Origin of the sequence: Cryomorpha ignava (genome assembly GCF_010686655.1) — a bacterium.
Lineage (GTDB): Bacteria > Bacteroidota > Bacteroidia > Flavobacteriales_D > Cryomorphaceae > Cryomorpha > Cryomorpha ignava.
Genome location: NZ_JAAGVY010000055.1, coordinates 1 through 24,546, shown reverse-complemented (window position 1 = coordinate 24,546; position 24,546 = coordinate 1). Strand labels below are relative to the sequence as shown.

The window sequence follows — 24,546 nt, the reverse complement described above, 5'->3', positions numbered from 1 at the left end:
CGGCAGATCTGCCAAAATAAATCACACAAACAAACGATAAACGCAAGGCTTTCCCCATAGAGAGAAACCGGATCCGTCAACAAATTATTCATCCCTGGCCTATCGGCGGGACGAATACTTAGTTATTAGCAAGCGTTTTTATTCCTCGTTTCGTATTTCATTTATAATTTCTGTTGTCAAAATCCAGTCAATTCCTTTCTTGCTCAATCCCTTTATTAATTTCTTATCGCCAGTCCAAAGTGGTGAATCGAGTTCCAGCGCAGGAGCAATAAAAGGTGCGTCAAATTCGTCAATATTTTTGGTCATTTCTATTGCTTTCTCCCAAGTTGATTCTCTGATAGATTCCAAATCAATCAGGTCTATTTTTTTGAATAAATTGCGTTGCAGAAAATCCAGTTCCTTTTCTGACAATCCACCAATTTTCAAAAGTTTTTTCTTGTGGTTTTCAAGTTCGTCCAGCGGATAAGTTGGCGAATAAAAATCAAACGTATTTGACGAATTCAGCAAAAGGTCGCTAATCGTTCCATTTGGGCTTAAAAGTCCGCTGAAAATTATATTGGTGTCGACTACGATTTTCACTTTACAAATCGACTTTTGTTTTTATTCCACCAAGAAGATTTGGATTCGGAAGAAAGTTCGTCGATTTGTTTTTGGGATGCTTTGCTTTTTGAAGCTATTTCACGGAATTTCAGATAGTCCAAAATCCGTTGAAGTCCAACCAAATCCGTTTCGGAAGATACTCGGATTAATATTTCTTTATTTGTTCTTTCGATTTGCATATTTAAATGTACTCAAAATTTTCAATCGTTCCTAAATTTTTTTTCAAATGCTTGCTAACGGCGTGATTATAAGAGTATTGGGGCACTTCGAAGCACTTACTTTCAATAAACCGTAACTTTACTTGATTGCAAGATGTTCATATTTAAACGTAAAGCCCCATTATCTCTTATACAATGTTGTGGGAAGTATTTCGTATGGATCAACGGCTACAATCTTTCCTTCCCTAATCACTATCATAGGGCTATTCTTTCGTTTTTTAAACTCTACAAGTCTCCGATAAGTCTCTTCAAGACCTTTTATAATGTTATCCCTTTCTTCTTTTAATTGTTCTTTAGTTCCCATAATATTTCTTTTTCAATTCTTCCCATTTGTGTGAATTGTTGATTGACTCTTCGTTTAAAGCACCTTCTGCAATAATCTCGTATGAATCACCCGAATTATTAACAAATAACCAGTTGTCAATTTTTGGAAGAAACATAGTAAAGAAGTTTTTCAGGCCACTTTTATATCTTCTTCTTATTACATCTTCTGGAATATTGTGACCTCCTTCTTTTACTCTGGTTGCTACTCTCGAAATGGCCAATTCTTCAGAGTCGAGTAAAAAGAACAGACAAGTTATCTGGTAGTTTAATGCCTTTGCTCTCTGAATAAGATTTACATAACTTCTTGTTGCAAGGGTTGTCTCAAAAGCAAAATTTTCTCCTGACTCAAGCAATTTATTAATTCTTTTGAGCATCATTCTACCCGCTTCAATTCCGGCTTTTTCAGGCTGAAACGGAGAAAGGCCTTTAGCAATTTCGTCTGCGTTTACAAACTCTTTACAATCAAGAATTTCAGGCAAGATAGTATATGAGGCTGTAGTTTTTCCAGCCCCATTACAACCTGCTATAATGTAGAGTCTTTTCATCTAAACAAATATACGATTTACTTTATAGCTTAGCCTGAATCTATATTTCCTACAACGGTCTGCAGCTAAGAAACGTGGGGCATTCAAAGCGCAATCTCTCTCGCTTGAGAATAGTTTGAACCAAAATACGAAATGTCTCCCTAACGGATTTCGCCCCATGTTTTCTTACGTGCTGTTAGCAAATGTTTTCTTATTTTTAATTCTGTCAATTGTGAGTCCAAGTATTGCGAAAAGTACACTGCTAATAGGAAAGGTTTCTACCATTCCGAACATGAATTGTCCGTCACCGGCATTTTGTGAATTCATAGTCGCCCAAAAATAAAAGACCAAAGGGTGAATAATAACAAGTTGGGCAGCGAAGAAGAAAATAAGTCTAATGCTGTTAAAGTCTTGCTGTTCTCTTTTATCTTTTTCAATTTGTTTGACAAACCATAGCCCGACAATGAGAAATAGGGCTATTAAGGTTAATAGAACTCCTGTCGAAGTCGCAGCATAACTTGAATTCTCAAAAATTTTTCCAAAGACCAATTCAAGGGGAAGTCCTATAGGTATAATCGTCAACATCGGTACAATATATGTCCATGTAGACGCAAAACAGATAATCGCTATTACCGTTCCCATTATTGTCGCTGCGTACTTACTCGTCATTTTAAATATTTGCTAACGTTTTGCAGCTACAAGAAGTTGGCGATTTCGAAGTACTAAACTTTCTGCCACCACAGAACTTGATACGAAGCACAAAGCTTCATTTAACCACTGAACCGCCAATTTCTTGTAGGTGCTGTTATATGCCGCTTTTCTTGTCATTCCTCGTCACGTATTTTGTTTCTTGCTTCTTTAATAATGTCTTTGTAGTCAGGTCTAAAAGGTTCTACTAATTGTTTTTCCAATTGTCCCTCTATAATCCAAAGTATTTTCTGTTCCGATTGGTCGTCAAAAATGTTTGAATGTTTCGTTTGGTTGAACCTTGCTAAAAATTCAAAAAGAACCAACGCTTCGTCCTTCGTAAATGTAAGATTTATTTTAAGCGGGTCAGTCATATTGATGTTTTAATAAGGATTTGATGTCTTGCACAAATGCTGCAATACAGGTCTGGTCTGTTTGAAATTTGAATTTTACAAAATGGTCTTCGTGTGTTCCTCCGACTTGACCGCTTGCATTGAGTCGTCCGTTTGGTGCCATTTCAAATTCTACAAAGCCGTCAGAATCGTTGTCGTCAAGACGAGTTTTCCCAGATAATTTCAAATGCATATTTGTCAAGTCAGAACACATTTGTTCTAACTGGTCACGTCTAACGCAAAAATGTGAAGTCCCGCTAAAGCCTTCTGACAAAACTGTCAAGTCGAATGTGAAATTGATTTGAACTAAACACCTTGTCGCAAACGAAAGTCGTTCCGTTTTTGTATTTGTTTTAAGTTCAATTATGTCGTCAATTTCTTTCATTTGGTTGTCTGTAGGTGTGTCGTCCTAAAGTGGCATATAACGGCATGGCTAAGAAACGTAGGGCATTAAAATTACTAAATAAAGTATAAACTGAAAAGTAAGTATTCATGACAATATTTAATCATGAGAACGATTTGCCCTATGTTTTCTTAGGTAATGTTGTAGGTAGTTTTTTATTATTCTAATAATCCATTTATTTCATTGCCTAAAATTTTTCCACCATTCAAGTAAACAGTTATTGTTCCTGCCAATAGTAGAAGTATCACTGGTGTCAGAACAATAATAAAGAAGAGTAGGACTTTATTAATTTTCATTCCTTTATACCTTTCCACTAATCTGAAAATGCGTTCATTTTTAATATAAATCCGATATACAAATAGTAAGATAAGAGCCAAAAGTCCAAATACAACTATCATTATTGAGGACTTTTCATATTCTATTTGATCGTTAAATACTTTCTTGTCAATTAAAGTTTTGATTGGCAATAGAATCGCAAACGACAGGAAAAAATAAACTACGCTGATGTAAAGTGTAATACTGTACCTTGGTGAGTCATTCTTTCGTCTGTATTCCTCGAAAAGTTTCGCGAAAATAAAATTCATTCAATTCGTTTTTTTCTAATTATCTACAACGGCATGTATTAGCGTAGTGCGGGATTTCGAAGCACTTACTTTCAATAAACCGTAATATTCCTTGATTGCAAGATATTCATTTTTAGACGTGGAGCCCGCATTACGTTAATATAATGTTGTGCTTTCGTGTTTCTCTTTTTCTTTTTTCTGCGCTTTGTTGCATTGTGTGCAATAGTAGTATTTGTAAATTCTCGGACGGTCTTTACGTATTACACATCCGCCATAGTGGTTTATCTTAGGATATGGATATTCAAAAAAGTCGGTCGAAATATTTTTCATATCTCGTAGACCGTACTTTATGAATGTCCGGGTCTTTTTCATTTTCTGGTCATGCACTCTACAATAATCTTTTGCTCCAATTGTAGCATCTATTGTTTTACAGGATTGAGCACAGGTAATCATTACAAACGCAACTAATATTATTTGAATTCGGTATTTCATTTTGCATTAAGTCCAATTGTAAGTGAGAGCCATATGCCTGATTAATTTTTCATCTTTATTCCTTCTTTAGCAGCAGCCGATTCAATTGCTTTCAAAACTCTAATTTTCAGTTCATCCTTTGACTTTGTGTTTTTTACCTTATCATAAATAGTCTGATAGTCAAACTCGTGAATTGGGTTTTCGGTCTCATTTAGCACTAATTGAATATCGTCAACTTTTTCTTGTTGTAGCACTTTGAGAAACAAATCTGGATCTCGGTCGAGCACATTATAAAGGATTTCATTGCTCCACTCCGAATATTCTGCGTCTATACTGCAAGAAGTGTCAAACGTACAGAAGAAGTCTGCTACCATCCGAAAAGTTAGGCTGTCCATATTCTCGCTGACTATTTTCACCTTTTCAATTTCACATTTTACGCAATCGGTTTGAGCAAAGAGAGTCGAAAGCATCAAAGTCAGGATAATTGTCAATATGTACTTTTTCGTTCTCATTTTTTCATGAAGCACAACATCCCTATAAACGCAACTCCACACATTTCTATATCGTTTATACCCGCTATATCAGATACAAACGAAGGTTTCTAAACAGGTATTGCGTTTATATCGCTTATATCTTCAGGATGTCTATTCCTATAATTTACCCGCCAAATTAACTATTTCTTCCAGATAAATGGTCAATCATCCAATTCGTAAACAAAATAAGCACAGCTATTTCAGTGCTAAAAGAACGTAAGCCTACGCCTTGTTTTTTACACTTGCAGTTGGCGGTGCACAACGCGGGTAAACATCATATACAATCAAAGATTTTAAAAAAAACAAGCCGCGAAGTACACACTCCGCGGCTCGATCATTAAACTTTCTAAGATTTTAATCTTTATGCTTTATACCCCAATATCTCATCAATGGTTTGAGTAGAAACAGTATGATAATTTTTGCGTGCTTTTGCGTACACATCCAAAGCCCATTTTTTATGCGCATCGGTTTTGGCGAGTTCTTCGTAGAGTGGCTTTAGGAATTTTCGGCGGCCTACTCTTTCTAAAAATTTTGCCATTGCCGGAAATGCGGGCTGATAGTCATTTTTTATTGCCAGTAAAAACCATGCAGCAGCTATCTCACTGTTTCCGGTTTCGGTCAGCTTAAACGCTTTGTCAAGCTCGGTCATTTTAGCCGACCCAACATCTGCCGGAAGGCCACGCAAAAAGTGCATCCACTCTTGGGTTGTCCACTCCTTAGCCGGAAAGTTTGCCGGTTTCATTTTTCCGGCCAGATAATCGACCCTAACGGAATCTACTTTGTTAAGAAGCTTTGAATCCGTAACCGGATGATTTGCCGGAAGACCCGGCCCGTAAATCCATGCATCAATATTAGGTCGTTGGTCAAGTTCGTTCAAAAGATTTGAATCCAGATAAGCGATAAACTTATCGGTAGTCATTGTTTTGAATGCATTCGTATCAAAATAATTTCTAAGAAATTTATCAAATCGCTCGCGGCCAACTTCCTGCTCAAGCGAGCGCAAAAACAAAGCACCCTTTTCGTACGCAATGTCCGTCATTCCATCATCGGGATCGCGGCCATCGAGATCGAGTTTTAGGTGTGTATCTGCACTTTCGACACCAAGCTCATCGATTGTATTTTGCAGATCCTGTGCGCCCAGCACTTTGAGCATATCGGCATAATCTGCACCGTAAACGGCCTCCATAATTCGACTTTCAAAATAAACGGTAAAGCCTTCGTTTAGCCAAAAGTCATCCCAGGTGGCATTGGTTACCAAATTCCCACTCCAGCTGTGCGCCAGCTCATGCGCCACAAGCGATGTAAGTGATTGATCGCCTGCAATGATTGTCGGCGTAGCGAAAGTCAATCGTGGGTTTTCCATTCCCCCGAAAGGGAAACTTGGAGGCAATACCAAAAGATCATATTGACCCCAGCGATATGGCCCGTACAAAGCTTCTGCGGCATCTACCATTTTCTCTACATCTTCAAATTCGTAGGCGGCTTTTTTAATCATCGCCGGCTCGGCATACACGCCCGTGCGGCTTCCAAGCGATTCAAACTCCAGATCGCCAACGGCAAGTGCTATCAGATACGGTGGGATGGGCTGATCCATTTTGAAATTGTAAATCCAGGTATCATTTTTCTCTGTAGGATTTACAGCGCTCATTACTGCCATCAACCCTTCAGGTACTTTTACGGTGGCCTCGTACGTCATACGTATGGCGGGGCTGTCTTGAATTGGAATCCACGAGCGGGTAAGAATAGCCTGCCCTTGTGTAAACATAAAAGGAGCTTCCTTGCCCAGCGTTTGCTCCGGATCCATCCACATAAGCGCAGCAGCACTCGGCGAAGTAGTGTATTCAATGGCTACTTTTTTGGTGTCATCGTTTAGGGTAATAACCAAGCCATCTCCAAGTTCATTTCCCTCTTCAACTTCGTAAGTCAATGCAGCATTTCCGGGCATACCGGTTACTTTTTTGATCTCCAATCCGCGCATATCCAGCTTTAAGGTATCACCGTTGTTTCTTTCCAGATCGTAAGTAGCAGTTCCCTGAATGGTTCTATCGGTGATGCTTACGCTGATATCGAGGTTTAAATGCGTAGCTGCAACCTTATTTGGTTCAGAGAAACTATGTGTATCGTTGGCATATTTTTCCATCGTTTCTGTGTTTTGGTTTGCGTCAGTTTCTGAAATTGACGATTTATTATCTGAACAACCTGCTGCCAGTATTAAAACGGTCAGGGCGATAGTGTATTTCATCTGTATTTTAGTTTGAGATAATGGTTTGAGTATCCGGATTTAAGATCAAAGTATTGTTAGACCGATCTACATCAGCCATTCTTTGTGAGGGATCGATTTCAATTTTTTCAATTTCGCCGATGGAGCGTGCAATGGAAAAAGAATATGTTTTATTGGTCCATTGCCAGTCATCTTTTACAGTAAATTTCGTGTCGTCTTCGGCATTTTTCTCACCGCGCATAATTGTCATCGGAATATTTATAACCTCTTCATAACCATCTCGATAAGTAATATTCAAATCTATTGGCATCGGCATTTGCTCTACACGCTCAAGGGCAATAATGGTTTCATTGTTTCGGGCTTCAACTCTTTTAATGGCATAGTCGATTTTTTCAGTCGTACTGAGCATATAGCTTATATACCAATCCAGTTGCATTCCGCTTTCACCTTCTACAATTCGTATAAAATCGTATGGGTCGGGATGTTTAAACTTCCAGGTATTAAAATATCTTTTCAAGCTGCGCATCAGCACATCATCGCCTACGATGTATCCCAGCTGACCAACAAAAACGCCGCCTTTTCCATAAGCTGCTGCGCCATAAGCATAGTTGGTTTTAAAATAATCTCCTCGTGTTGCCATCGGTTCTTCCTTTCCACTATTGACGAGGTTCAGATAAGAATCATAAAATCGGCCTCTGCGGGTATCTTCATCCGGGTTGAATAAATGGCTCATAACCTTCGAGCCGGCAAATTCGGTAAAGCCTTCGTCCATCCAGGGATAGTAGCCCTCGTTAGTGGCCAAAGCACCCTGATACCATGAGTGCATAACCTCATGAACGGTAACACCTACAAGGCTTCCAAGACTTCGCTGACCGGTAATAAGTGTGGCCATCGGGTATTCCATTCCACCATCTCCACCTTGTATTATACTGTAGTGCGACCAGGGATATTGGCCAAAAGTGGCACTCGCAAAATTGAAAAGTTTCACACTATATTCCTGAAGCTTCTGCCAGTTCTCATATATATCTGGCTCATCTTTGTACAAGAAATGTATGGTAAGCCCATTATCGGCTTTCGCAACATCATGAATGTAATTTTTATCGGCAGCCCACACAAAATCATGTACATTTTCGGCTTTAAATTTCCATAAAAATTTAGCCCCGTCAGGGAGTTTCATTTTATCGCCGGGCTGCGCATATCCATGGCCTACCTCTTTGGGATTTTGCAAAACGCCTGTTCCGCCAAGGGTATATGCAGAGTCGATTGAAATATTTACATTAAAATCGCCCCATACGCCATGAAACTCTCTGCTGATGTAGGGATCGGCATGCCAGCCATATCTATCGTATTCGGCCATTTTTGGGTACCACTGGCTCATGCTATATGCTACACCTTCTTTGTTATCGCGTCCAGATCTTCTGATTTGAACAGGTACCTGGCCGAGAAAATCCATTTCAAACTTCACCTTTTTTCCCGGAAGGATAGGCTTATCCAACATTACTTCAAGGATTGTCCCGGATACTTCGTAGTCTAAACTATTTCCGTTCATTTCGAGGGAATTCACTTTTATAAAACCCTGCTCTTCAGGCGTAAGCGCAGCTATTCGGCTTCCCACGCGTGAATCGGGATCTTCGATAGAGCGCGACCGTACATCCATCATACTTCCCGGCTGAAAAGCATTGGGGTAGAGATGAAAATATACGGCGACCAAAGTATCAGGTGAGTTATTGAAATAAGTTAACTCTTGATTGCCAGAGTATTGATTATTTTCTGCATTAAAATCAATGTCCATTGTATATTCTGCGCGCTGTTGCCAATATCCGTGTTGGGCAATTGCACTCAACGACAGGAACGAGAGAATGAAAAGAGAAGTAAATTTCATAGATATTTTTTGAAACATGGCGACAAAGATAAAGTTATAAATGAAGTCGAATACTTGCCATTTCCAGATGCAACTTTGCAGGTTTAAAAGAATCAACAGAAGTAAAACCTGATTTTATGCAAAATTTTACGGTACTTCGAATCTTGAAAAGAGATTAAAAATGAAGTTTCCAAAATCATATACATTAGCAGAAATAGCCTCTCTGGTAGATTGCAAGTACGATGGTGCTCAAGACCATACCATTACTGGAATTAATGAAATACATGTTGTAGAAAATGGTGATATCGTATTTGTAGATCATCCCAAGTATTACGAAAAAGCATTAAACAGCGCTGCGACTACAATTATTATCAATAAAGAGGTGGTGCCGCCGGCGGGAAAAGCACTGATATTTTCTGACGATCCTTTTACAACATTTAACAAAATAACGCTGCATTTCAGCCCGAAACAGGTTTGGCATAATGGGACAGACAATAAAATAGATCCTTCGGCGCTCATAGCACCCGGCGTTGTATTGGGTCATAATATTAAAATCGGAGCGCGGACGGTAATTCATCCCAATGTTACAATTTACGATAATGCAATAATAGGCGTCGATGTAGAGATTCATAGCAATACAGTGATTGGCAGCCATGCATTTTACTATAAAAAGGCAGAGGGCCAGTACACAAAAATGCACAGTTGTGGCGAGGTAATCATTGAGGATCGTGTAGAGATTGGCGCGGGATGCACCGTTGACAAAGGAGTAACAGGCAGCACCACTATTGGTGAAGGAACAAAAATCGACAATTGCGTTCATATCGGCCACGATACCGTAATTGGTAAAAACTGCCTCGTAGCTGCGCAGGTGGGAATAGCAGGTTGTGTAATAATGGAAGATGATATTACGCTTTGGGGCCAGGTGGGCGTACGTAGCGACATTACCATTGGCAAGGGTGCCGTGGTATTGGCACAATCGGGAATTTCGAAAGGGCTGGGAGGTGGAAAAACGTATTTTGGTAGTCCCGTTTCAGAATCGCGTGATAAACTGAAAGAAATGGCCAACACGCGCAAAATTCCGGGAATAATTGACGACCTTCGGGACATCAAAAAGCGTTTAGATGAAAGTTAAAAGGCTACAAGAGCGTTTAAAGCAACGAGATTTTAAGCTTAAAACGCTTCTTGAAATTACGAAGGCAATAAACGATAATCTTTCTACTGAGGGGCTTCTTAAAGCTTATAGAGAAATTGTAGAAAAAGAGCTGCTAATTGGCCGCCTGGCTCTCTTTATAAAGCAGAATGATGACTGGAATTGTGCCGTTTTTTATGGGGTTGACAAAGGCTTTTCGGAAAGCGACATTATTGAGAAATTTCAAGTTTTCAAAGACATAAAAACAATTCAGAGTGATAATGAAGAACACTTTAAGGGATTCGGACTAATCATTCCTGTTTTTCACAACGATAAGCCTCTTGCTTATGTACTTATAGGCGATATAAATGATGATGAGCTAAAAATGAGCCCCATCATTAAGCACATGCGCTACATTCAAACGCTGACCAATATTATTTGCGTAGCTATTGAAAATAAGCAACTTATTGAGAAAAGTCTGGAGCAGGAACGCTATAAAACAGAGCTAAAATTAGCCGCAGAAATGCAAGCTCTCATGGTTGGCTCGGGTAGAAGAGATTACCCATCCACGGAAGTGGCCACCTATTACAAACCTCATCATCAGGTAGGTGGCGATTTTTGTGATTTTATCGAGCTAAATAGTCAGGAATCCTTTTTTTGTGTTGCCGATGTATCGGGAAAAGGAATTAGCGCGGCGTTCTTAATGGCCAATATTCAGGCACACCTGCGCGCCTTGCTACAGTACACCAACTGGACACTAGAATCTCTTGCTATTGAACTGAATAAGAAAGTGGTAGAAACCGTAAACGGAGAAAGATTTGTAACGCTCTTTATGGCCTATTTTCACCGGCCGTCGCGCACGCTGCACTATTTAAATGCGGGCCACAATCCTCCCGTATTACTGTCGAACAATAAAATTCACCATCTGGAAAGCGGCTCTGTTGGGATTGGAATGCTCGAAGAACTTCCCTTTATCAACAAAAGCGAAATTAAAATAGGCAAAGACGCAATGATCGTTTGCTATACCGACGGTGTAGTTGAAATAGAAGATGCGCATGAAGAAGAGTTTGGCTACGAGCGCATAGGTCAGCTAATGAAAGACAATCAACATAACCTAAATCATATTGATGATTTGATTACCCACATAATCAGCTCCCTGGATTCGCATAGAGGCAACAATCCCTATTTTGACGATACGGCATTGCTCTGCTGCCGGTTTAAGTAATCGGTATCTTTCAGGTGGTAAATTTGAATTGCCACTATCATGCTCAACATTCCCCAAATGGGAACCGACGCCTTATCTGTATCAAGGTAATTGTTGAGAATTCCATGAAGGTAATAAGTTACCAATCCAAGAACCATACAAAGTACCACGCCTTTTAGATACGGGTTGTGATCTAATTGATAGTATAGCCTGATACCTGTAACAAGGCTAATGATAAAAACCGCGAGAATACTCAATGCTCCCGGCAGACCTTGTTCTGAAAGAGGTCCCAAATATTCGCTGTGCGCATTTCCACCATCACCATAATTGGTAGAAATAATGGTTTTATCTGAACTTTTTTGATAGCGGCCATAGGTAAACATATAGGTGCCGGGGCCAAATCCCAAAATTGGTTTTTCCTGAAACATTTTTATCGCGCTATTCCATCTATTGAGCCGCTCAAGGTTTGACGCATCGCTCGAAATATTGGTTATAGACTGCACATGTTCGCCAATATTGCCACTGCTATCCTGTCTATTACTTTCCAGCTTATGCAGAATCTGCTCTTCGAAACCAAAGTAAAAACCTGTAATCATCAACCCTCCAAGCAGCACAACTTTAAAGTCTATACGCAACTTTATGAGCGCCCAAACTACCATGGCACCAACAAGGCTAACCCAGGCGGCACGTGTATATGAAAGAATTAGACCAATGGTAAAAATAACGAAAATACCAAAACTCAAAAACCGCTCAAACGACATTTTTTTTGATCTGTATAAGGCATATATAACCAGCGGATAAATCAGGGCGATGATAGCTCCGTAAGAAGTGTGATCTTTAAAGAAAGGCCACATTACCCAATGTGCAGCAGTTTCAGAAAATCCATTGCGCGCATGGGCAAATAGCGTATAAATTATGGCAACAGTCAAACCAATAATGTATGCCTTTATAAATTTGTAAATGAACTTCTCATCTTTAAAAAAATGATTTATCATAAAATAAATCACCAGGATAAACCACATCCGCGACAGCAGAAACTTAAACGATACTACCGGCATGGTAGATGCTGCGGCGGTAAGGGCAATCCATGATACATTAATAAGAATGGCAATAGTTAGCGGGTGCCGCAGAAACTTTTTCGACTCACGCATTCCTGATATCAGCTTGATGATGTAGAGCAGCATAATACCAAAAAGGAGCGGCTCGGTGGGAAAGTAGAATCCAATTCCGCCAAAGCCTCCCAGATTCTCAAAGCTGAATGACAGCGGAGTGGCAAATACTAGAAATATTAAAAGAGGCTTTGGATAATAGATAACGAAAAATGCACCTACCAGCAAAAAAGGGAGAAGCATAAGTGGGTAGAGACGCATATAGTAAAGCATCATACCCAGAAAAACGAGCAAGACGGCTAATAAGCCGGCCAACCAAGGACTCCTTAAACCAATACGCGGCTCATTGCGCATAGATCAATACTTTTTGGCAGCAGCCAGAATGACAAGCGTAACCAGCGACGCCACGGCCACGACAAGCAAGAGAATTAACCAGCGCACCGGCCAAGCTTTTTTGTCAGGCACATCTGGAGATACAACCACATCGAGATAACTCACATTTTCGTAACCAATCGCACGCCAATCCAGAAACTTGTTTGTAAGAATGCCATATTGCTCTGTGGCACGGGCACTAAGTTCTTGCATAGCCTGAAAACTGCTTCCAGAGCTCTGCAAATCATCCAGCCAACTTCGCATTTCTTTGGTACGATCAGAATTTGGCCCCGTGGCATAAGCATCAATATAACCCTTTACAAGCTCTCTGGTTTGACTTTCATAATCGAGCAATCCCTTTTCCTGTCCCAACTTTTGAATTTTTTCCTGAAGGGAATCTATAATAGCAACCTGATAATCCATCTGTCGCTTAAAAGCATTTGAACGACCTAAACCACGCTTGTTATAAAAAGTACGAATTTTATCATTTAGCTGAATCAATATTTCATCGGCCATAAGTTTTGCCGTGTCAGGGCTTTCGTCAAAAACTTCGAGTACAACGGATTCATAAGATGTCTTGCTGCTGACCACTCTGTCATTATACTCCAGATTCATGTAGTATTTTGACGACGGAGTACCTTTTTCAATGTTGTATTTTTTATATAAATCAAACTTTTCTATAATCGAATCGCGCACCGAGCCAGCCTGAAACATCTGTAATAGTTGTTCGGTTTCAGACTCATCACTATAAGGTCTAATATTAACGGGATACACAACCGCAGCAGATTTAAACCGTGGTTTAAGAAAAGCACTACTCGAAAAAATTACCGCCAGGGCTGCCGAGGCAATAATTACAACAATAAAAACTTTTATGTTTTTTCTTATGATTGTGACGATTGTAGAAAAATCGAAATTTTGTCGTTCCATTAAATAGGCTTTTGCTTAAAACGCGACAAAAGTAAGAATATTAGTAAGTCAGGCGACCTATTTTTCGGCCTTCATAAAATTGATGATAGACCGTACTTGAATCGTACCGGAAAGCATTAGCAATATTAAACCCGAAAACGACGACAAAACAAAAATATAGAAACCATTATCAAATTGGTCTTCAATAAGATAATTCACTAATATAAAGCTTACCACAAAAATAGTAAAGCTGAATATGAGCGGCCAGTTTGCTTTGATTTTAAAAGCTTTCACCACAAAAATAAGCTGCATTGCTCCGGCAAATATTTGGGTAGCCATGGTCGTAAAAGCAGCTCCGGCAGCCTGATACTTTGGAATAAGAATAAAATTGAAGATAAGATTCAGCACCAAACCCGAAAAAGCAATAATATTTAGTGCCTTGAGGTTTTCATTGGCAGTCATTAAGGTACCAAACACATAAAACAAGCAAATTCCGCAAAAAGCGAACATCAGTAGAATAAATGAATCAACAGATTCCTGGGTTACATTAATATACCGCCAGCGAAGCACCCATTCACCATTAAAATAAAACACGATAGCAGTAAAAAGACCAATCCCCAATAGCAATCGAATGGAGGTATTGACCATAGGTTTTACATCTTCACCCAGTTTTAGCATACGCGAAAAGATAGGCAAGAGAAGTACCGCAAAAAGGAATGCAAACATTCCCGCCGCTTCATAAAAACGATAACCTTGCGCGTAATAGCCTGCGTGCAAACTGCCATTTGGCAAAATGTTTTCAATCATAATTCCATCTACACGGGTGTACATACTTCCGGTAAGGATAAACAACGCGTAGGGTACACTTTTTTTGAATATTTGAATGCTGAATGCCTTATCGAGATTCCACCGCAACCTGCCCGTATGGCCAGCCAGCATAATGAGCGAAATGATCAGCGTACTGGCATAAGCCAATGTTTGGAGATAGACAAACCACTCAATTTGAAAAACGCCCTCGCTAAAATTGGTGAACAGAAGCAAGCCGCAAAAAATAATCAACAACCCCCTATCGAGTATAGATACTACACTATCGCTCTTAAACATCTGAAGCCCGGCAAGATTTGACCGCGCAAATAAAATAAACGAAACCAGCACCTGATTGAAAACAAGCACGCCTAAAATCCAAAAATCGCCTTCTTTGTAACCGAGTATGATGCCGAGCGCCAAAGTAAACAAAGCGTAAAAGAAAGCAAGCAAACCTTTAACGCTGAATAATTTAGAAAAGTGCTTTCTAATTAATTGGGTGTTTTGAGAAATATTGCGGTTGTTGAAATTATTGATTCCAAAATCAATGAAAATATTAAAAATAAAGCTCAGGTTGAGGAGTGCAAAATAAGTTCCGTAAGCCTCCTGCCCAACTCTATTTTGCACTTCGGCATCGATACCGAGAATGAAAAATGGCTTTACAAGCAGGTTGAGCAGCAAAATAAGGCCTAATGACGACAGAAACTTTTTTTGCATGGATTGTTAAAATTCGGAAGCCAACATTAAACAATATATTTTACATCTACCAATCTACCGATCAGCGATTACCGCTTTTTCTATAGTTTCCCACAGGGCATCGGCCGTTTTATCCCAACTAAATTTTTCGCGTTGATTTCTGCCCTTTTCAATTAGATGATTTCGCAACTCGTTATCAGCAGTTATCTTTTCCATAGCAGCAGTAATTTCTACAATGCTATCTGGATTTACTGTTATCCCGGCATCTCCACAAATCTCTGGCATTGAGCTAGTTGCGGAAGTTATAATTGGAATTTCAGCGTGAAATGCCTCCACAATCGGGATTCCAAAACCTTCGAAATAACTTACATACATGAGCGCGTGCGCACCACCGTATATTCGTACCAGCGACTCCATATCTTTACGGCCCAGGAAAATAATATCCTCTCTAAACTTCGTGGTGTCTAAAATATCTGTCAGTCCGGTACTCCACCAGTGTTTGGCACCAACGATTAAAAATTTCATATCACTTTTACTAGCCTTCTTAAAGGCATCAAAAGCACGAATTTGATTTTCCAGATTTTTGCGCGGATGAATTAATCCGACAAAGAGAAAATACGGTGCGCCATCAGAAAATTCGTTTCGCACATTCCGAATCTCAGCATCAGATAAAGGTTTAAAAAGCGTATTGGCACCATTGTACACCACGTCGGTTTTTGACAGAGGAATGGCGTAACGCTCGTGCAAATCTTTGCGGGTATATTCAGATACCGTGGCAATTCGGGTGGCTTTGCGCGAAAATCGCGGAAAAAACCGTTGATAGTACTTCGCAATATGTGCGGGCAAAAATTCAGGGTGCGCCTCAAAATTCAAATCGTGTATTACGGCAACAGATTTAACCTTCGACCGCAAACTAAGCCATCCATCGGGCGACAGAAAAACATCGGGTTTATACTTCCGTAAAACGCGGTAAACGCCAAATTCAAAAAACAAGTACCATAAAATAGGGTGTCGCGCCTGCGGATGGGCAACCACGGCTTTTACATTGTCAGAAAAAATAAAAGAAGGATCGGGCTTTCGATCAAAAATAAAAATAAATTCATGCTCGGGATGCGCTTTGGTAATACGCTTTAAGGTTTCGTAGGTAAACCAACCAATGCCTTCAAGTTTGCCCTTGAGCAAAAGTCGGGTATTGACTGCTATGCGCATTATTTTTTCTCTATGGTAAAGTTCATCCCAAAAAACATCATTTCGCGCTTCATCGGGCTTTTTTTCCAAAGTTTTTGCTCTTCGGCAATAATCTCATCGGTATTTGAGCCGGTATATTTTCCAGGAAAGAAGTAACGGATATATTCAATACTCTCTTCGTCAAATTTAAACGGCATAATCTCAAATTCCTGCCGCCACTTTTTGAGCCCACGCGTATTTTCGTCGCCGATAAGAATATCTTTCTTCAAGCGCTCGTCGTAAATGGTCTTTACTCTTCGAAAACCGCGCTCGCGAAAATGCTTGATATTGCAGACAATATTGTTTCCATTTTCTTCACTTACCACAATCTTTCCTTCCGGTTTAAGCACATCGTGAAAAATGCGAACAGCCTGATCAAAAGGTTCTAAGTGGTGCAGCGTATCTTGCGCTACAATATAGTCATAACTCTGGCTTTCAGGACTTTCGTCAAACATGTTTTTATACTCAAAACTCAAGTTTGAAAGATCTCCAAATTGACCCCAATACTTCAGTCTCTCCTGCATTTGCTCGTAGTAATACTCAAGAGTAGTTCCTACCACTTTGTGGCCATTGAGCGCAAGCAAAATACTGGTTGTTCCAAATCCGCAACCGACATCCCAAATGCGCGCACCGGGTTTTGTGATTTGAGACATCACAAAGTTCATTCGCTGCTCTAAATAAGCTTTGCGAAAATGATAAAGCTTTGGCGAATTAACAACGCGGTGGTAATCGGTTAGCTCTTTATTGCCTTTTAACTCTTCTTCAAAAAGTGAAAAAAATTCTTTCACGGTCATCTCCCGGGGGTTTTTCAGGCTGCGAAAGTACAATAATTCTATTGATCGTATGTGACTTTACTTTCAAAGCATTTTTAATGAATCGAATGCAGTTACACCAAGATGTTAATTTGATTTATCCTTTGCCTATTGAGTCGAGTCAACCGTAATAGGTAGATTTTAAATGTTTTCCTCAAAATCAAATAATTAAGTGCGATATTATTGTTTATAACTGTTTTATTATCGTTTATCAATAACTTATTATAGATTTGCATTAAGAACATACATAAGAAAAATGAAAAAGAATACAAAAAAAATGGACAAGGGCATGAATGCCTTTTTAACCATTTACATGGTTGGAATAATTTTCGCAATTGGAAAATTAATAGATTATTTACAATGGACATTCCAATTAATAAAAAATTGGAACTTACCGAACGAGCCCTTCTTTTCTAAAGTAAATTTAGTAAATAATACTACAGACATTTCAATAGCGGCATACTTGATATTTGCAATAGCATACATTATTGTATTCTGCTTTATAATTTTAGGATTATATCAGCTTAATGAAACAACTCAACTATTTGCTGATAAAAAGATTTTTCAATCAGAAATAAGCTTAGCTTTTAAAAGATCTGGAAAATCATTCCTTGCTTTCGCATTCGGCACATTAATCATCGACATTGCTTTTCTGGCTTGGGCAAGTATTTCAAATAGGATTATTGACCTCTTGTCAACCGAACTGTTAGTATTCATCATTGTAGGTTATTTGATGTTCTTTTTATCAGACATTTTCAAAGAAGGCGTAAACATTAAGGAAGAAAACGAATTAACTATTTAATTATGGCCATAATTGTTAATCTGGATGTAATGCTTGCAAAACGAAAAATGCAATCAAAAGAACTGGTTGAAATTCTCGGAATTACACCTGCAAATCTCTCTATCTTAAAAACTGGAAAAGCGAAGGCAATTCGATTTACTACATTAGATGCAATTTGTGAGGCTCTTAAATGCCAACCAGGTGATATTTTGGAATATAGAATTGAGTAAAAGAACTACAAACCAAAACCAAGAATTCCTCAAATGGCGGATAAGTATATCAGATTTCAAAAACCCACAAAAAAAACCGAAATTCGCAACCAATGAACGGAGATTTTGGTGATTTTAACAAGCGAAAGGAACTCGACCCCGAAGATTTTTACTATTCGGATGAAGGCTATATAATATTTACTGCCAAGTACTTATTAAAGCGAGGCTATTGCTGCCAAAACGGCTGCAAACATTGCCCTTATGGATTTAATAAAGCCAAAGGCAGATTTGACAAAAAATAGAAAGTATGGAAACAATTCAGCGCGAGACATTAGATTTTAATAAGGAAATTACTTCAGGCCTACCCAAGACTTTGCCCAAGGCTCAATCTCTTGATACGAATGTGAGTCATGCACCCAAGCGCAAAGACATCCTATCTGCTGACGAGAAAAAACTGGCTATAGAAAATGCGCTTCGTTACTTTCCAGAAGAATTTCACGCTGAATTGGCGAAAGAATTCTCTGAAGAACTAAAGGCCTTCGGCCGTATTTACATGCATCGGTTTAGACCCAAGTACGCAATGTATGCGCGCCCTATCGGCGAATACCCTGCTGAATGTGAGCAGGCTGCATCGATTATGCTGATGATTCAAAACAATTTAGATCCGGCTGTAGCGCAGCATCCACATGAGTTAATCACTTATGGCGGCAATGGAGCAGTATTTCAAAACTGGGCGCAATACCTGCTCACAATGCAATATTTGAGCAAAATGACTCACGATCAAACTTTGGTGATGTACAGCGGACATCCCATGGGTCTTTTTCCTTCTCATAAAAATGCACCACGCGTAGTAGTTACTAATGGAATGATGATCCCGAACCACTCATCGCAAGACGATTGGGAAAAATACAATGCACTGGGTGTAACCCAATACGGCCAAATGACTGCCGGCTCATACATGTACATAGGTCCGCAGGGAATTGTACACGGAACCACCATTACCGTTCTTAATGCCGGTCGAAAAATATCTAAATCGGGCGAAGGCCTTGAAGGCAAGTTGTTCGTAACCAGTGGATTGGGCGGCATGAGCGGCGCACAGCCAAAAGCCGGAAATATTGCAGGATGCATAACCGTATGCGCCGAGGTAAATCCAAAAGCCGCCCACAAACGTCACGAGCAGGGATGGGTTGACGAAATTACAGATGATATTTACAAGCTTATTGAACGCGTAAAAACGGCAAAAGTCAATAAAGAAGTCGTGTCTCTCGCCTATTTGGGAAATATCGTTGATGTATGGGAAGAGTTTTACCGAGCCGGAGTTTACATTGATCTCGGCTCTGACCAAACTTCGCTTCACAATCCATGGGCAGGTGGGTACTACCCTGCCGGTCTTAGTTTTGAAGAAGCCAACGAACTGATGGCAAATGATCCCGAAAAATTTAAAACGGCAGTTCAGGAATCCCTTCGCCGACAGGCAAATGCTATAAATCGAAATACCGAAAAAGGCACATACTTCTTTGATTACGGAAATGCTTTTTTACTTGAAGCCAGCAGAGCCGGTGCCGATATTATGGCCGACAACGGAATAGATTTCAAATATGCATCTTATGTTCAAGATATTATGGGGCCAATGTGCTTCGATTATGGATTTGGACCATTTAGATGGGTTTGCGCCAGTGGCAAGCCTGAAGATCTCGACAAAACAGACCAAATAGCCTGTCGTGTATTGGAAAAACTGATACACGATGCTCCTGAAGAAATTCAGCAGCAAATGAGCGATAATATTCTTTGGATTAAAAATGCCAAAAAAAATAAACTTGTTGTAGGCTCCCAGGCACGCATACTCTACGCAGATGCCGAAGGCAGAATGCTGATAGCGAAAGCTTTTAACGAAGCCATAGCCTTAAAAGAAATAGGATCTGTTGTACTCGGAAGAGATCACCATGATGTATCTGGCACCGATTCGCCCTACCGCGAAACGAGCAACATTTACGATGGTTCTCAATTTACTGCCGATATGGCCGTGCAAAATTTTGTCGGCGACGGCTTTAGAGGCGCCACCTGGATAAGCCTTCACAACGGCGGCGGCGTAGGCTGGGGCGAAGTTATAAACGGTGGTTTTGGAATGCTGCTTGACGGCAGTGCCGATGCTGAACGCAGATTAACTTCCATGCTGCACTGGGATGTTAATAATGGAGTAGCGCGGCGCAGCTGGGCAAGGAATGAAGGAGCTATATTTGCCATAAAACGGGCTATGGAAAAAGAGCCAAACTTAATGGTAACTATTCCAAACATGGTAAATAAGAACATTTTAGACCAAATTTCGTAAAGCAAAGCTTATAATTGTACAAATTTTAGTATTGCCCCTTTGCTCTTAGGTATCACTGCCTCAAGATGATGGGTTTAAAATAATGTGAAGAAAACCTTTAATGACAACTTGAGCGTACACTTTACGTCCTCTATATGACTATCTAAAAATGACTATGAAATATTCTCTCTTTTTATTGCTTCTCATCGCTCCGTTTCTTTCTCAAGCACAAATTGATACCGAATTTTGGTTTGGCGCTCCTGACTTAACAAAAGGAACAGGTTCTGAACCACGCAGAGACAGCACGGTATATATTGTTGTTTCTACGCTGAATGAACCAAGTACGGTAATCATTTCGCAACCGGCCAATCTTGATTTTGAACCCATTACCGTAAGCCTTGCTGCCAATAGTGTACAGCAAATTAACTTGGGTACTTTCTTATCACTTATAGAAACCAAACCTGCCAACTCAGTTCTAAACACCGGTTTACTTATTCGCGCTACAAAACCCATTACAGCCTATTATGAGGTGCGAAGCCAAAACAATACAGATTTGTGGTCGCTAAAAGGAAAAAACTCTCTGGGTTTGAAATTCTATGTTCCTTTTCAAACGGAATACCAAAATAATCAATCACTTAACGGAAACCCATATATTCCGGGTCCCCGCTCTGGTTTTATTGTAATGGCATCAAAAAACAATACTACTGTATCTATCACCCCAACAATTGATATTCTCGACCACCCGGGAGGTGAGACATTTACGGTATTGCTAAACCGTGGTCAAACGTATTTTTGTGAGGCATTAGATGGAGCTCCCGCAAATCATCCCGGTGGTTCTCTTGTTGAAAGCGACAAGGAAATAACGGTTACCATTAAGGATGATATGGTAGATGTTGACCCATCAAATGATGGCGGAGCTGACGTTATTGGCGACCAGCTAGTAGCTTATCAATACCTTGGCACACAGCACATTCTTATCGACGGAAGTTTAAATAATGACTCAGATCGTGGGGTAATTTGCGCAACAGAAGACAACACAGAGATTTTTATTGACGGAAGTTCTGTAACCACATTGAATGCTGGAGAGCAATATATGTTTTCACCGGCAGGAGCTGCTTCTTTTATTGAAGGGTCAGCACCGATAGTGGTACTTCAAATTACAGGTGCTTCAGATCAAATAGCCGGTGCAGTAATACCACCTCTAGGGTGTACAGGAAGCAATCAGGTAGGTTTCGTAAGAAGTACAAATGGTCCATTTTTTCTTAATTTAACCATCAGATCAGGATCTGAAAATCAATTTCAATTAAATGGAAACGCAAGTCTTATTCCGGCAAGCGCCTTCTCTGAAGTTCCCGGAAGCAATGGAGAATATGTATTTGCACAAATTCAATATTCTACTGGACAAATCCCATCAGGTCAGGCAAATATCGTAACCAATTTTAGCGACGAACTTTTTCATTTAGGTATTACAAATAGATCGACAGCTGCATCAGCCAACTTTGGCTATTTCTCTGCATTCAGTTACCTCAACATCGGAAAAAACTTTGAAGTTTGTTTAAATGATTCTGTTGTACTCGATGCAGGTCCCGGAAAAACGGCTTATAACTGGAGTACCGGAGATACTACCCAAACTACAACCGTTTATGAACCGGGCACTTACTATGTAGAAGTGTTTAGCGGTACAGACTGTTTTGCAATCGACAGTATAAATGTAGAATACTACGAGCTGCCAATTGATTTGGGACCAAATGATACAATTTGTGAAAACACCAGCCTAACACTTTCTCTGGAAGGCTTCTATAATTTCACTTGGCAAGATGGCTCCACCGAAAACTTTTTTGAGGTAACTGAGCCTGGAATATACTATGTAGATGTATCTGATTTTCAAGGCTGTGCCCTGCGCGATTCTATTGAAATAGCTGTGAGCCCCAGACCCGAAACACCGGAACTCACAGGCGAAACAACGTATTGTGAAGGTGAGACGATAGAGCTATTTATGAATGATTTTGAAAATGCAAACTATCGGTATATTTTGCCTTCCGGCGATGTGGTATCAGGACAAAACCTAGTAATCGAAAATGCAGTGCCGGCGCAGAGCGGAATGTATTACGGTTATTATGTAGAAGAAGGCTGTGAAACTTTTACCGATTCTCTCGAAATTTTTGTGCGGCCAATGCCGTTGCTTGATCTCGGTGAAGATATTTCGGTTTGTTCTGATGTACCCGTTACGATTGATTCTGGGCTTTCAGAAGGTTCATTTGAGTGGTCAGACGGATCAACCGAAGCTACTTTAAGTCCGCAGGAAACGGGAACGTATTCCTTGATCTATACCGATGAATTTAGTTGCACCGCAACAGATACGGTTGAAGTGGAATTCCGACTCACCCCGGTGAACCCGCAGGTTCTAGGTGATTTAATTTATTGCGAAGGTGATACCATTCAGCTATCCACTCCTGATCAATCTAATGTCTCTTTTCAGTGGAATAAACCAGATGGTAGTATTTTTGGAAGTTCCACAGGACAATACATTGTTGAAAATGCAACGCTTACTGCTAGTGGAGCCTATTCTCTAATCGTAGAACGGTCAGGTTGTTTTTCAGAATCGGTAAACTTTACACTTGTGGTAAATGCCAATCCTGTTTTTACCTTGATGTCTGATACCACAATTTGTACAGACGATCAGGTAGAAATCGTCGGCCCCGCCGGTTTCGATGTTTATGCGTGGAGCAGTGGCGAGTCAAGCCAAAATATTACTGTTCAGTCGGGTAATTTTGAACTTACAGTTATCGATGTAAACGGATGTACCGGAAGCGATGCAGTAGAAATCATCTCACAAGGACCCGTCGCCGATTTTACAGTTGCTCCGTCATTAGTTGGAAATCCGAGTACAATTTTCTATTTCGGTGATAATTCTCAACCCGGTCTTTATCCAATTAATACCTGGCTGTGGGAATTTGGAAATGGAAATATTGACATGAATCAAAATACAAATTACGGTTACGATCAGTCGGGAACTTTCCCGGTTACGCTTACCATTCAAGATGAATTGGGTTGTGAAGACAAAACAGTTCAGGTGGTTACAGTGCGCAATGCATTTAAAATTCCAGATGGGTTTTCACCCAATGGCGACGGTGTAAACGATGTATTCGAAATTCAGGGACTGGATGGAATTTCAGGCGCGGGCATCCAAATTTTTAATCGTTGGGGAGCCGTGGTTTTTGAAAGTAATAGCTATGTGCCAGGCCAATTTTGGGATGGAAAAGACAATACCGATGGAACCTACTTTTACGTGCTTAAAATGCCAAATGCTAAAGCTGTAACAGGTTCGGTTACTATTGCGAGATAAGAAGAAATTAATATTTATTCAAATAGGGAGCACCGATACGGCGCTCCCTATTTTTTTTTGCAAAAATTCGTCTATTTACTGTTCACAAAGTCAATAAATTAACGGAGCCGATTTCTAAATTTGAATAATGTTAATGATTCACGCACTATTTTACTAAAGAACTGGCAAAATACCGAATTTCGATTTAGCTGATTGAATCAGAACCAACCAAAATAACCAGGAGAAAATCAAAGAACTACTTTTCCCTTCCTTTCAATCCGAGGCTAAAACAATATGCCAAGGAATTGAGAAAAGCCGGTAATTTGGCCGAAGTGTTGTTTTGGCAGCAGGTACACAAGGGAAAGTTCATGGGTTACGATTTTGACAGACAAAAGATCATTGGCAATTACATCGTCGATTTTTATTGTAGCAATTGCCAGGTGATAGTCGAGATTGACGGAAGTAGCCATGACAATAAGCAGGAATACGATGCAAAGCGAGATGCGTATTTTATCTCACTGGGCTTAGAGGTTATTCATATCACAGCGCGCGATGTGCTTGACAATTTGGGAGATACTATGCGCTGGTTAAGAGCTCATTCTGCTTTTCAGCCTGAAGAATGAGTAAAGTAAATCCCCCTCCTTGGAGCGAATCTCTATACACATCTTTTTTCTGCCTTTGAATCCTTTGACTTATAAATCAATTTAATTATCTGTGAATCAATGCCTGCACTCCCCCAGCCCCTAAAGGAATTAGCGTGTACTTAAGAACTCCCTGTTATTAGGCGTTCTATATGATTTGTCCTGTCTTTCCTATGTTCATAGCTACAATAGTAAAGAATCCTTTCTATATGCTTTGGTAGACTAT

Annotated in this window: 23 protein-coding genes; 8 read left to right on the top strand and 15 right to left on the bottom strand. The window is 39.9% G+C overall.

Annotated features, from left to right (window positions below; genetic code table 11):
* Positions 1-138 precede the first annotated feature (138 nt).
* From G3O08_RS18465 to G3O08_RS18420, 10 genes are all read right to left on the bottom strand, one after another.
* A complete protein-coding gene (locus G3O08_RS18465) occupies positions 139-579 on the bottom strand; it encodes a PIN domain-containing protein (RefSeq protein ID WP_163286933.1) in 441 nt (146 codons plus the stop codon).
* Between the two features lie 360 nt (positions 580-939).
* The gene (locus G3O08_RS18460; RefSeq protein ID WP_163286932.1) at positions 940-1,122 is read right to left on the bottom strand and encodes a hypothetical protein; all 183 of its coding nucleotides are present in this window, start codon (positions 1,120-1,122) and stop codon (positions 940-942) included.
* Complete coding sequence (locus G3O08_RS18455; RefSeq protein WP_163286931.1) at positions 1,112-1,687, bottom strand: zeta toxin family protein; 576 nt, start codon at positions 1,685-1,687, stop codon at positions 1,112-1,114. Before G3O08_RS18455 ends, G3O08_RS18460 begins: the two co-directional genes overlap by 11 nt.
* 165 nt (positions 1,688-1,852) lie before the next feature.
* On the bottom strand, positions 1,853-2,308 hold the full coding sequence (locus G3O08_RS18450) for a hypothetical protein (protein WP_163286930.1): 456 nt from the start codon (positions 2,306-2,308) through the stop codon (positions 1,853-1,855).
* 182 nt (positions 2,309-2,490) lie between these two features.
* Positions 2,491-2,727, bottom strand: a complete 237-nt coding sequence (locus G3O08_RS18445) for a hypothetical protein (protein WP_163286929.1) — start codon at positions 2,725-2,727, stop codon at positions 2,491-2,493.
* Positions 2,720-3,130 (bottom strand): WapI family immunity protein, encoded by a 411-nt coding sequence (locus G3O08_RS18440; protein WP_163286928.1) that lies wholly within the window; start codon positions 3,128-3,130, stop codon positions 2,720-2,722. Before G3O08_RS18440 ends, G3O08_RS18445 begins: the two co-directional genes overlap by 8 nt.
* A gap of 176 nt (positions 3,131-3,306) precedes the next feature.
* The gene (locus tag G3O08_RS18435; RefSeq protein WP_163286927.1) at positions 3,307-3,546 is read right to left on the bottom strand and encodes a hypothetical protein; all 240 of its coding nucleotides are present in this window, start codon (positions 3,544-3,546) and stop codon (positions 3,307-3,309) included.
* A gap of 698 nt (positions 3,547-4,244) precedes the next feature.
* Positions 4,245-4,694 carry a hypothetical protein gene (locus G3O08_RS18430; protein WP_163286926.1) on the bottom strand — a complete coding sequence of 150 codons (450 nt, stop codon included), beginning with the start codon at positions 4,692-4,694 and terminating at the stop codon, positions 4,245-4,247.
* A 382-nt stretch (positions 4,695-5,076) separates the two neighbouring features.
* Positions 5,077-6,957: a M1 family metallopeptidase gene (locus G3O08_RS18425; RefSeq protein WP_163286925.1), complete on the bottom strand. Its 1,881-nt coding sequence runs from the start codon at positions 6,955-6,957 to the stop codon at positions 5,077-5,079.
* A gap of 7 nt (positions 6,958-6,964) precedes the next feature.
* A complete protein-coding gene (locus G3O08_RS18420) occupies positions 6,965-8,818 on the bottom strand; it encodes a M1 family metallopeptidase (RefSeq protein ID WP_204336939.1) in 1,854 nt (617 codons plus the stop codon).
* A 160-nt stretch (positions 8,819-8,978) separates the two neighbouring features.
* Here G3O08_RS18420 and G3O08_RS18415 point away from each other — a divergent pair, with 160 nt between their 5' ends.
* Positions 8,979-9,929, top strand: a complete 951-nt coding sequence (locus tag G3O08_RS18415; protein WP_163286923.1) for a UDP-3-O-(3-hydroxymyristoyl)glucosamine N-acyltransferase — start codon at positions 8,979-8,981, stop codon at positions 9,927-9,929.
* Positions 9,919-11,151, top strand: coding sequence for a SpoIIE family protein phosphatase (locus G3O08_RS18410; protein WP_163286922.1), 1,233 nt, complete (start codon positions 9,919-9,921; stop codon positions 11,149-11,151). Before G3O08_RS18415 ends, G3O08_RS18410 begins: the two co-directional genes overlap by 11 nt.
* Here G3O08_RS18410 and G3O08_RS18405 read toward each other — a convergent pair.
* The 5 genes from G3O08_RS18405 to G3O08_RS18385 are packed head-to-tail and all read right to left on the bottom strand — an operon-like array spanning position 11,109 to position 17,038.
* Positions 11,109-12,593: an O-antigen ligase family protein gene (locus G3O08_RS18405; protein WP_163286921.1), complete on the bottom strand. Its 1,485-nt coding sequence runs from the start codon at positions 12,591-12,593 to the stop codon at positions 11,109-11,111. The two genes, G3O08_RS18410 and G3O08_RS18405, sit on opposite strands and share 43 nt — an antisense overlap.
* Positions 12,594-12,596: 3 nt before the next feature.
* Positions 12,597-13,538 (bottom strand): Wzz/FepE/Etk N-terminal domain-containing protein, encoded by a 942-nt coding sequence (locus tag G3O08_RS18400; protein WP_163286920.1) that lies wholly within the window; start codon positions 13,536-13,538, stop codon positions 12,597-12,599.
* Between the two features lie 57 nt (positions 13,539-13,595).
* The gene (locus G3O08_RS18395) at positions 13,596-15,038 is read right to left on the bottom strand and encodes an oligosaccharide flippase family protein (RefSeq protein WP_163286919.1); all 1,443 of its coding nucleotides are present in this window, start codon (positions 15,036-15,038) and stop codon (positions 13,596-13,598) included.
* 54 nt (positions 15,039-15,092) lie between these two features.
* Complete coding sequence (locus G3O08_RS18390; protein ID WP_204336938.1) at positions 15,093-16,295, bottom strand: glycosyltransferase family 4 protein; 1,203 nt, start codon at positions 16,293-16,295, stop codon at positions 15,093-15,095.
* On the bottom strand, positions 16,226-17,038 hold the full coding sequence (locus G3O08_RS18385) for a class I SAM-dependent methyltransferase (protein ID WP_163286918.1): 813 nt from the start codon (positions 17,036-17,038) through the stop codon (positions 16,226-16,228). The genes G3O08_RS18390 and G3O08_RS18385 overlap by 70 nt, the downstream gene beginning before the upstream one ends.
* 274 nt (positions 17,039-17,312) lie before the next feature.
* On the opposite strand from G3O08_RS18385, the gene G3O08_RS18380 reads away from it, so the two are divergent.
* The 6 genes from G3O08_RS18380 (at position 17,313) to G3O08_RS18355 (ending at position 24,302) form a co-directional block, all read left to right on the top strand.
* Positions 17,313-17,858 carry a DUF2975 domain-containing protein gene (locus G3O08_RS18380; RefSeq protein WP_163286917.1) on the top strand — a complete coding sequence of 182 codons (546 nt, stop codon included), beginning with the start codon at positions 17,313-17,315 and terminating at the stop codon, positions 17,856-17,858.
* 2 nt (positions 17,859-17,860) lie between these two features.
* Positions 17,861-18,067, top strand: a complete 207-nt coding sequence (locus G3O08_RS18375) for a helix-turn-helix domain-containing protein (RefSeq protein ID WP_163286916.1) — start codon at positions 17,861-17,863, stop codon at positions 18,065-18,067.
* Between the two features lie 92 nt (positions 18,068-18,159).
* Positions 18,160-18,348, top strand: a complete 189-nt coding sequence (locus G3O08_RS18370) for a DUF5522 domain-containing protein (protein ID WP_163286915.1) — start codon at positions 18,160-18,162, stop codon at positions 18,346-18,348.
* 5 nt (positions 18,349-18,353) lie between these two features.
* The gene (locus G3O08_RS18365; protein ID WP_163286914.1) at positions 18,354-20,375 is read left to right on the top strand and encodes a urocanate hydratase; all 2,022 of its coding nucleotides are present in this window, start codon (positions 18,354-18,356) and stop codon (positions 20,373-20,375) included.
* 154 nt (positions 20,376-20,529) lie between these two features.
* Positions 20,530-23,700, top strand: coding sequence for a T9SS type B sorting domain-containing protein (locus G3O08_RS18360; RefSeq protein WP_163286913.1), 3,171 nt, complete (start codon positions 20,530-20,532; stop codon positions 23,698-23,700).
* A 188-nt stretch (positions 23,701-23,888) separates the two neighbouring features.
* Positions 23,889-24,302 (top strand): endonuclease domain-containing protein, encoded by a 414-nt coding sequence (locus G3O08_RS18355; protein ID WP_204336940.1) that lies wholly within the window; start codon positions 23,889-23,891, stop codon positions 24,300-24,302.
* The last annotated feature ends 244 nt before the right edge of the window (positions 24,303-24,546 follow it).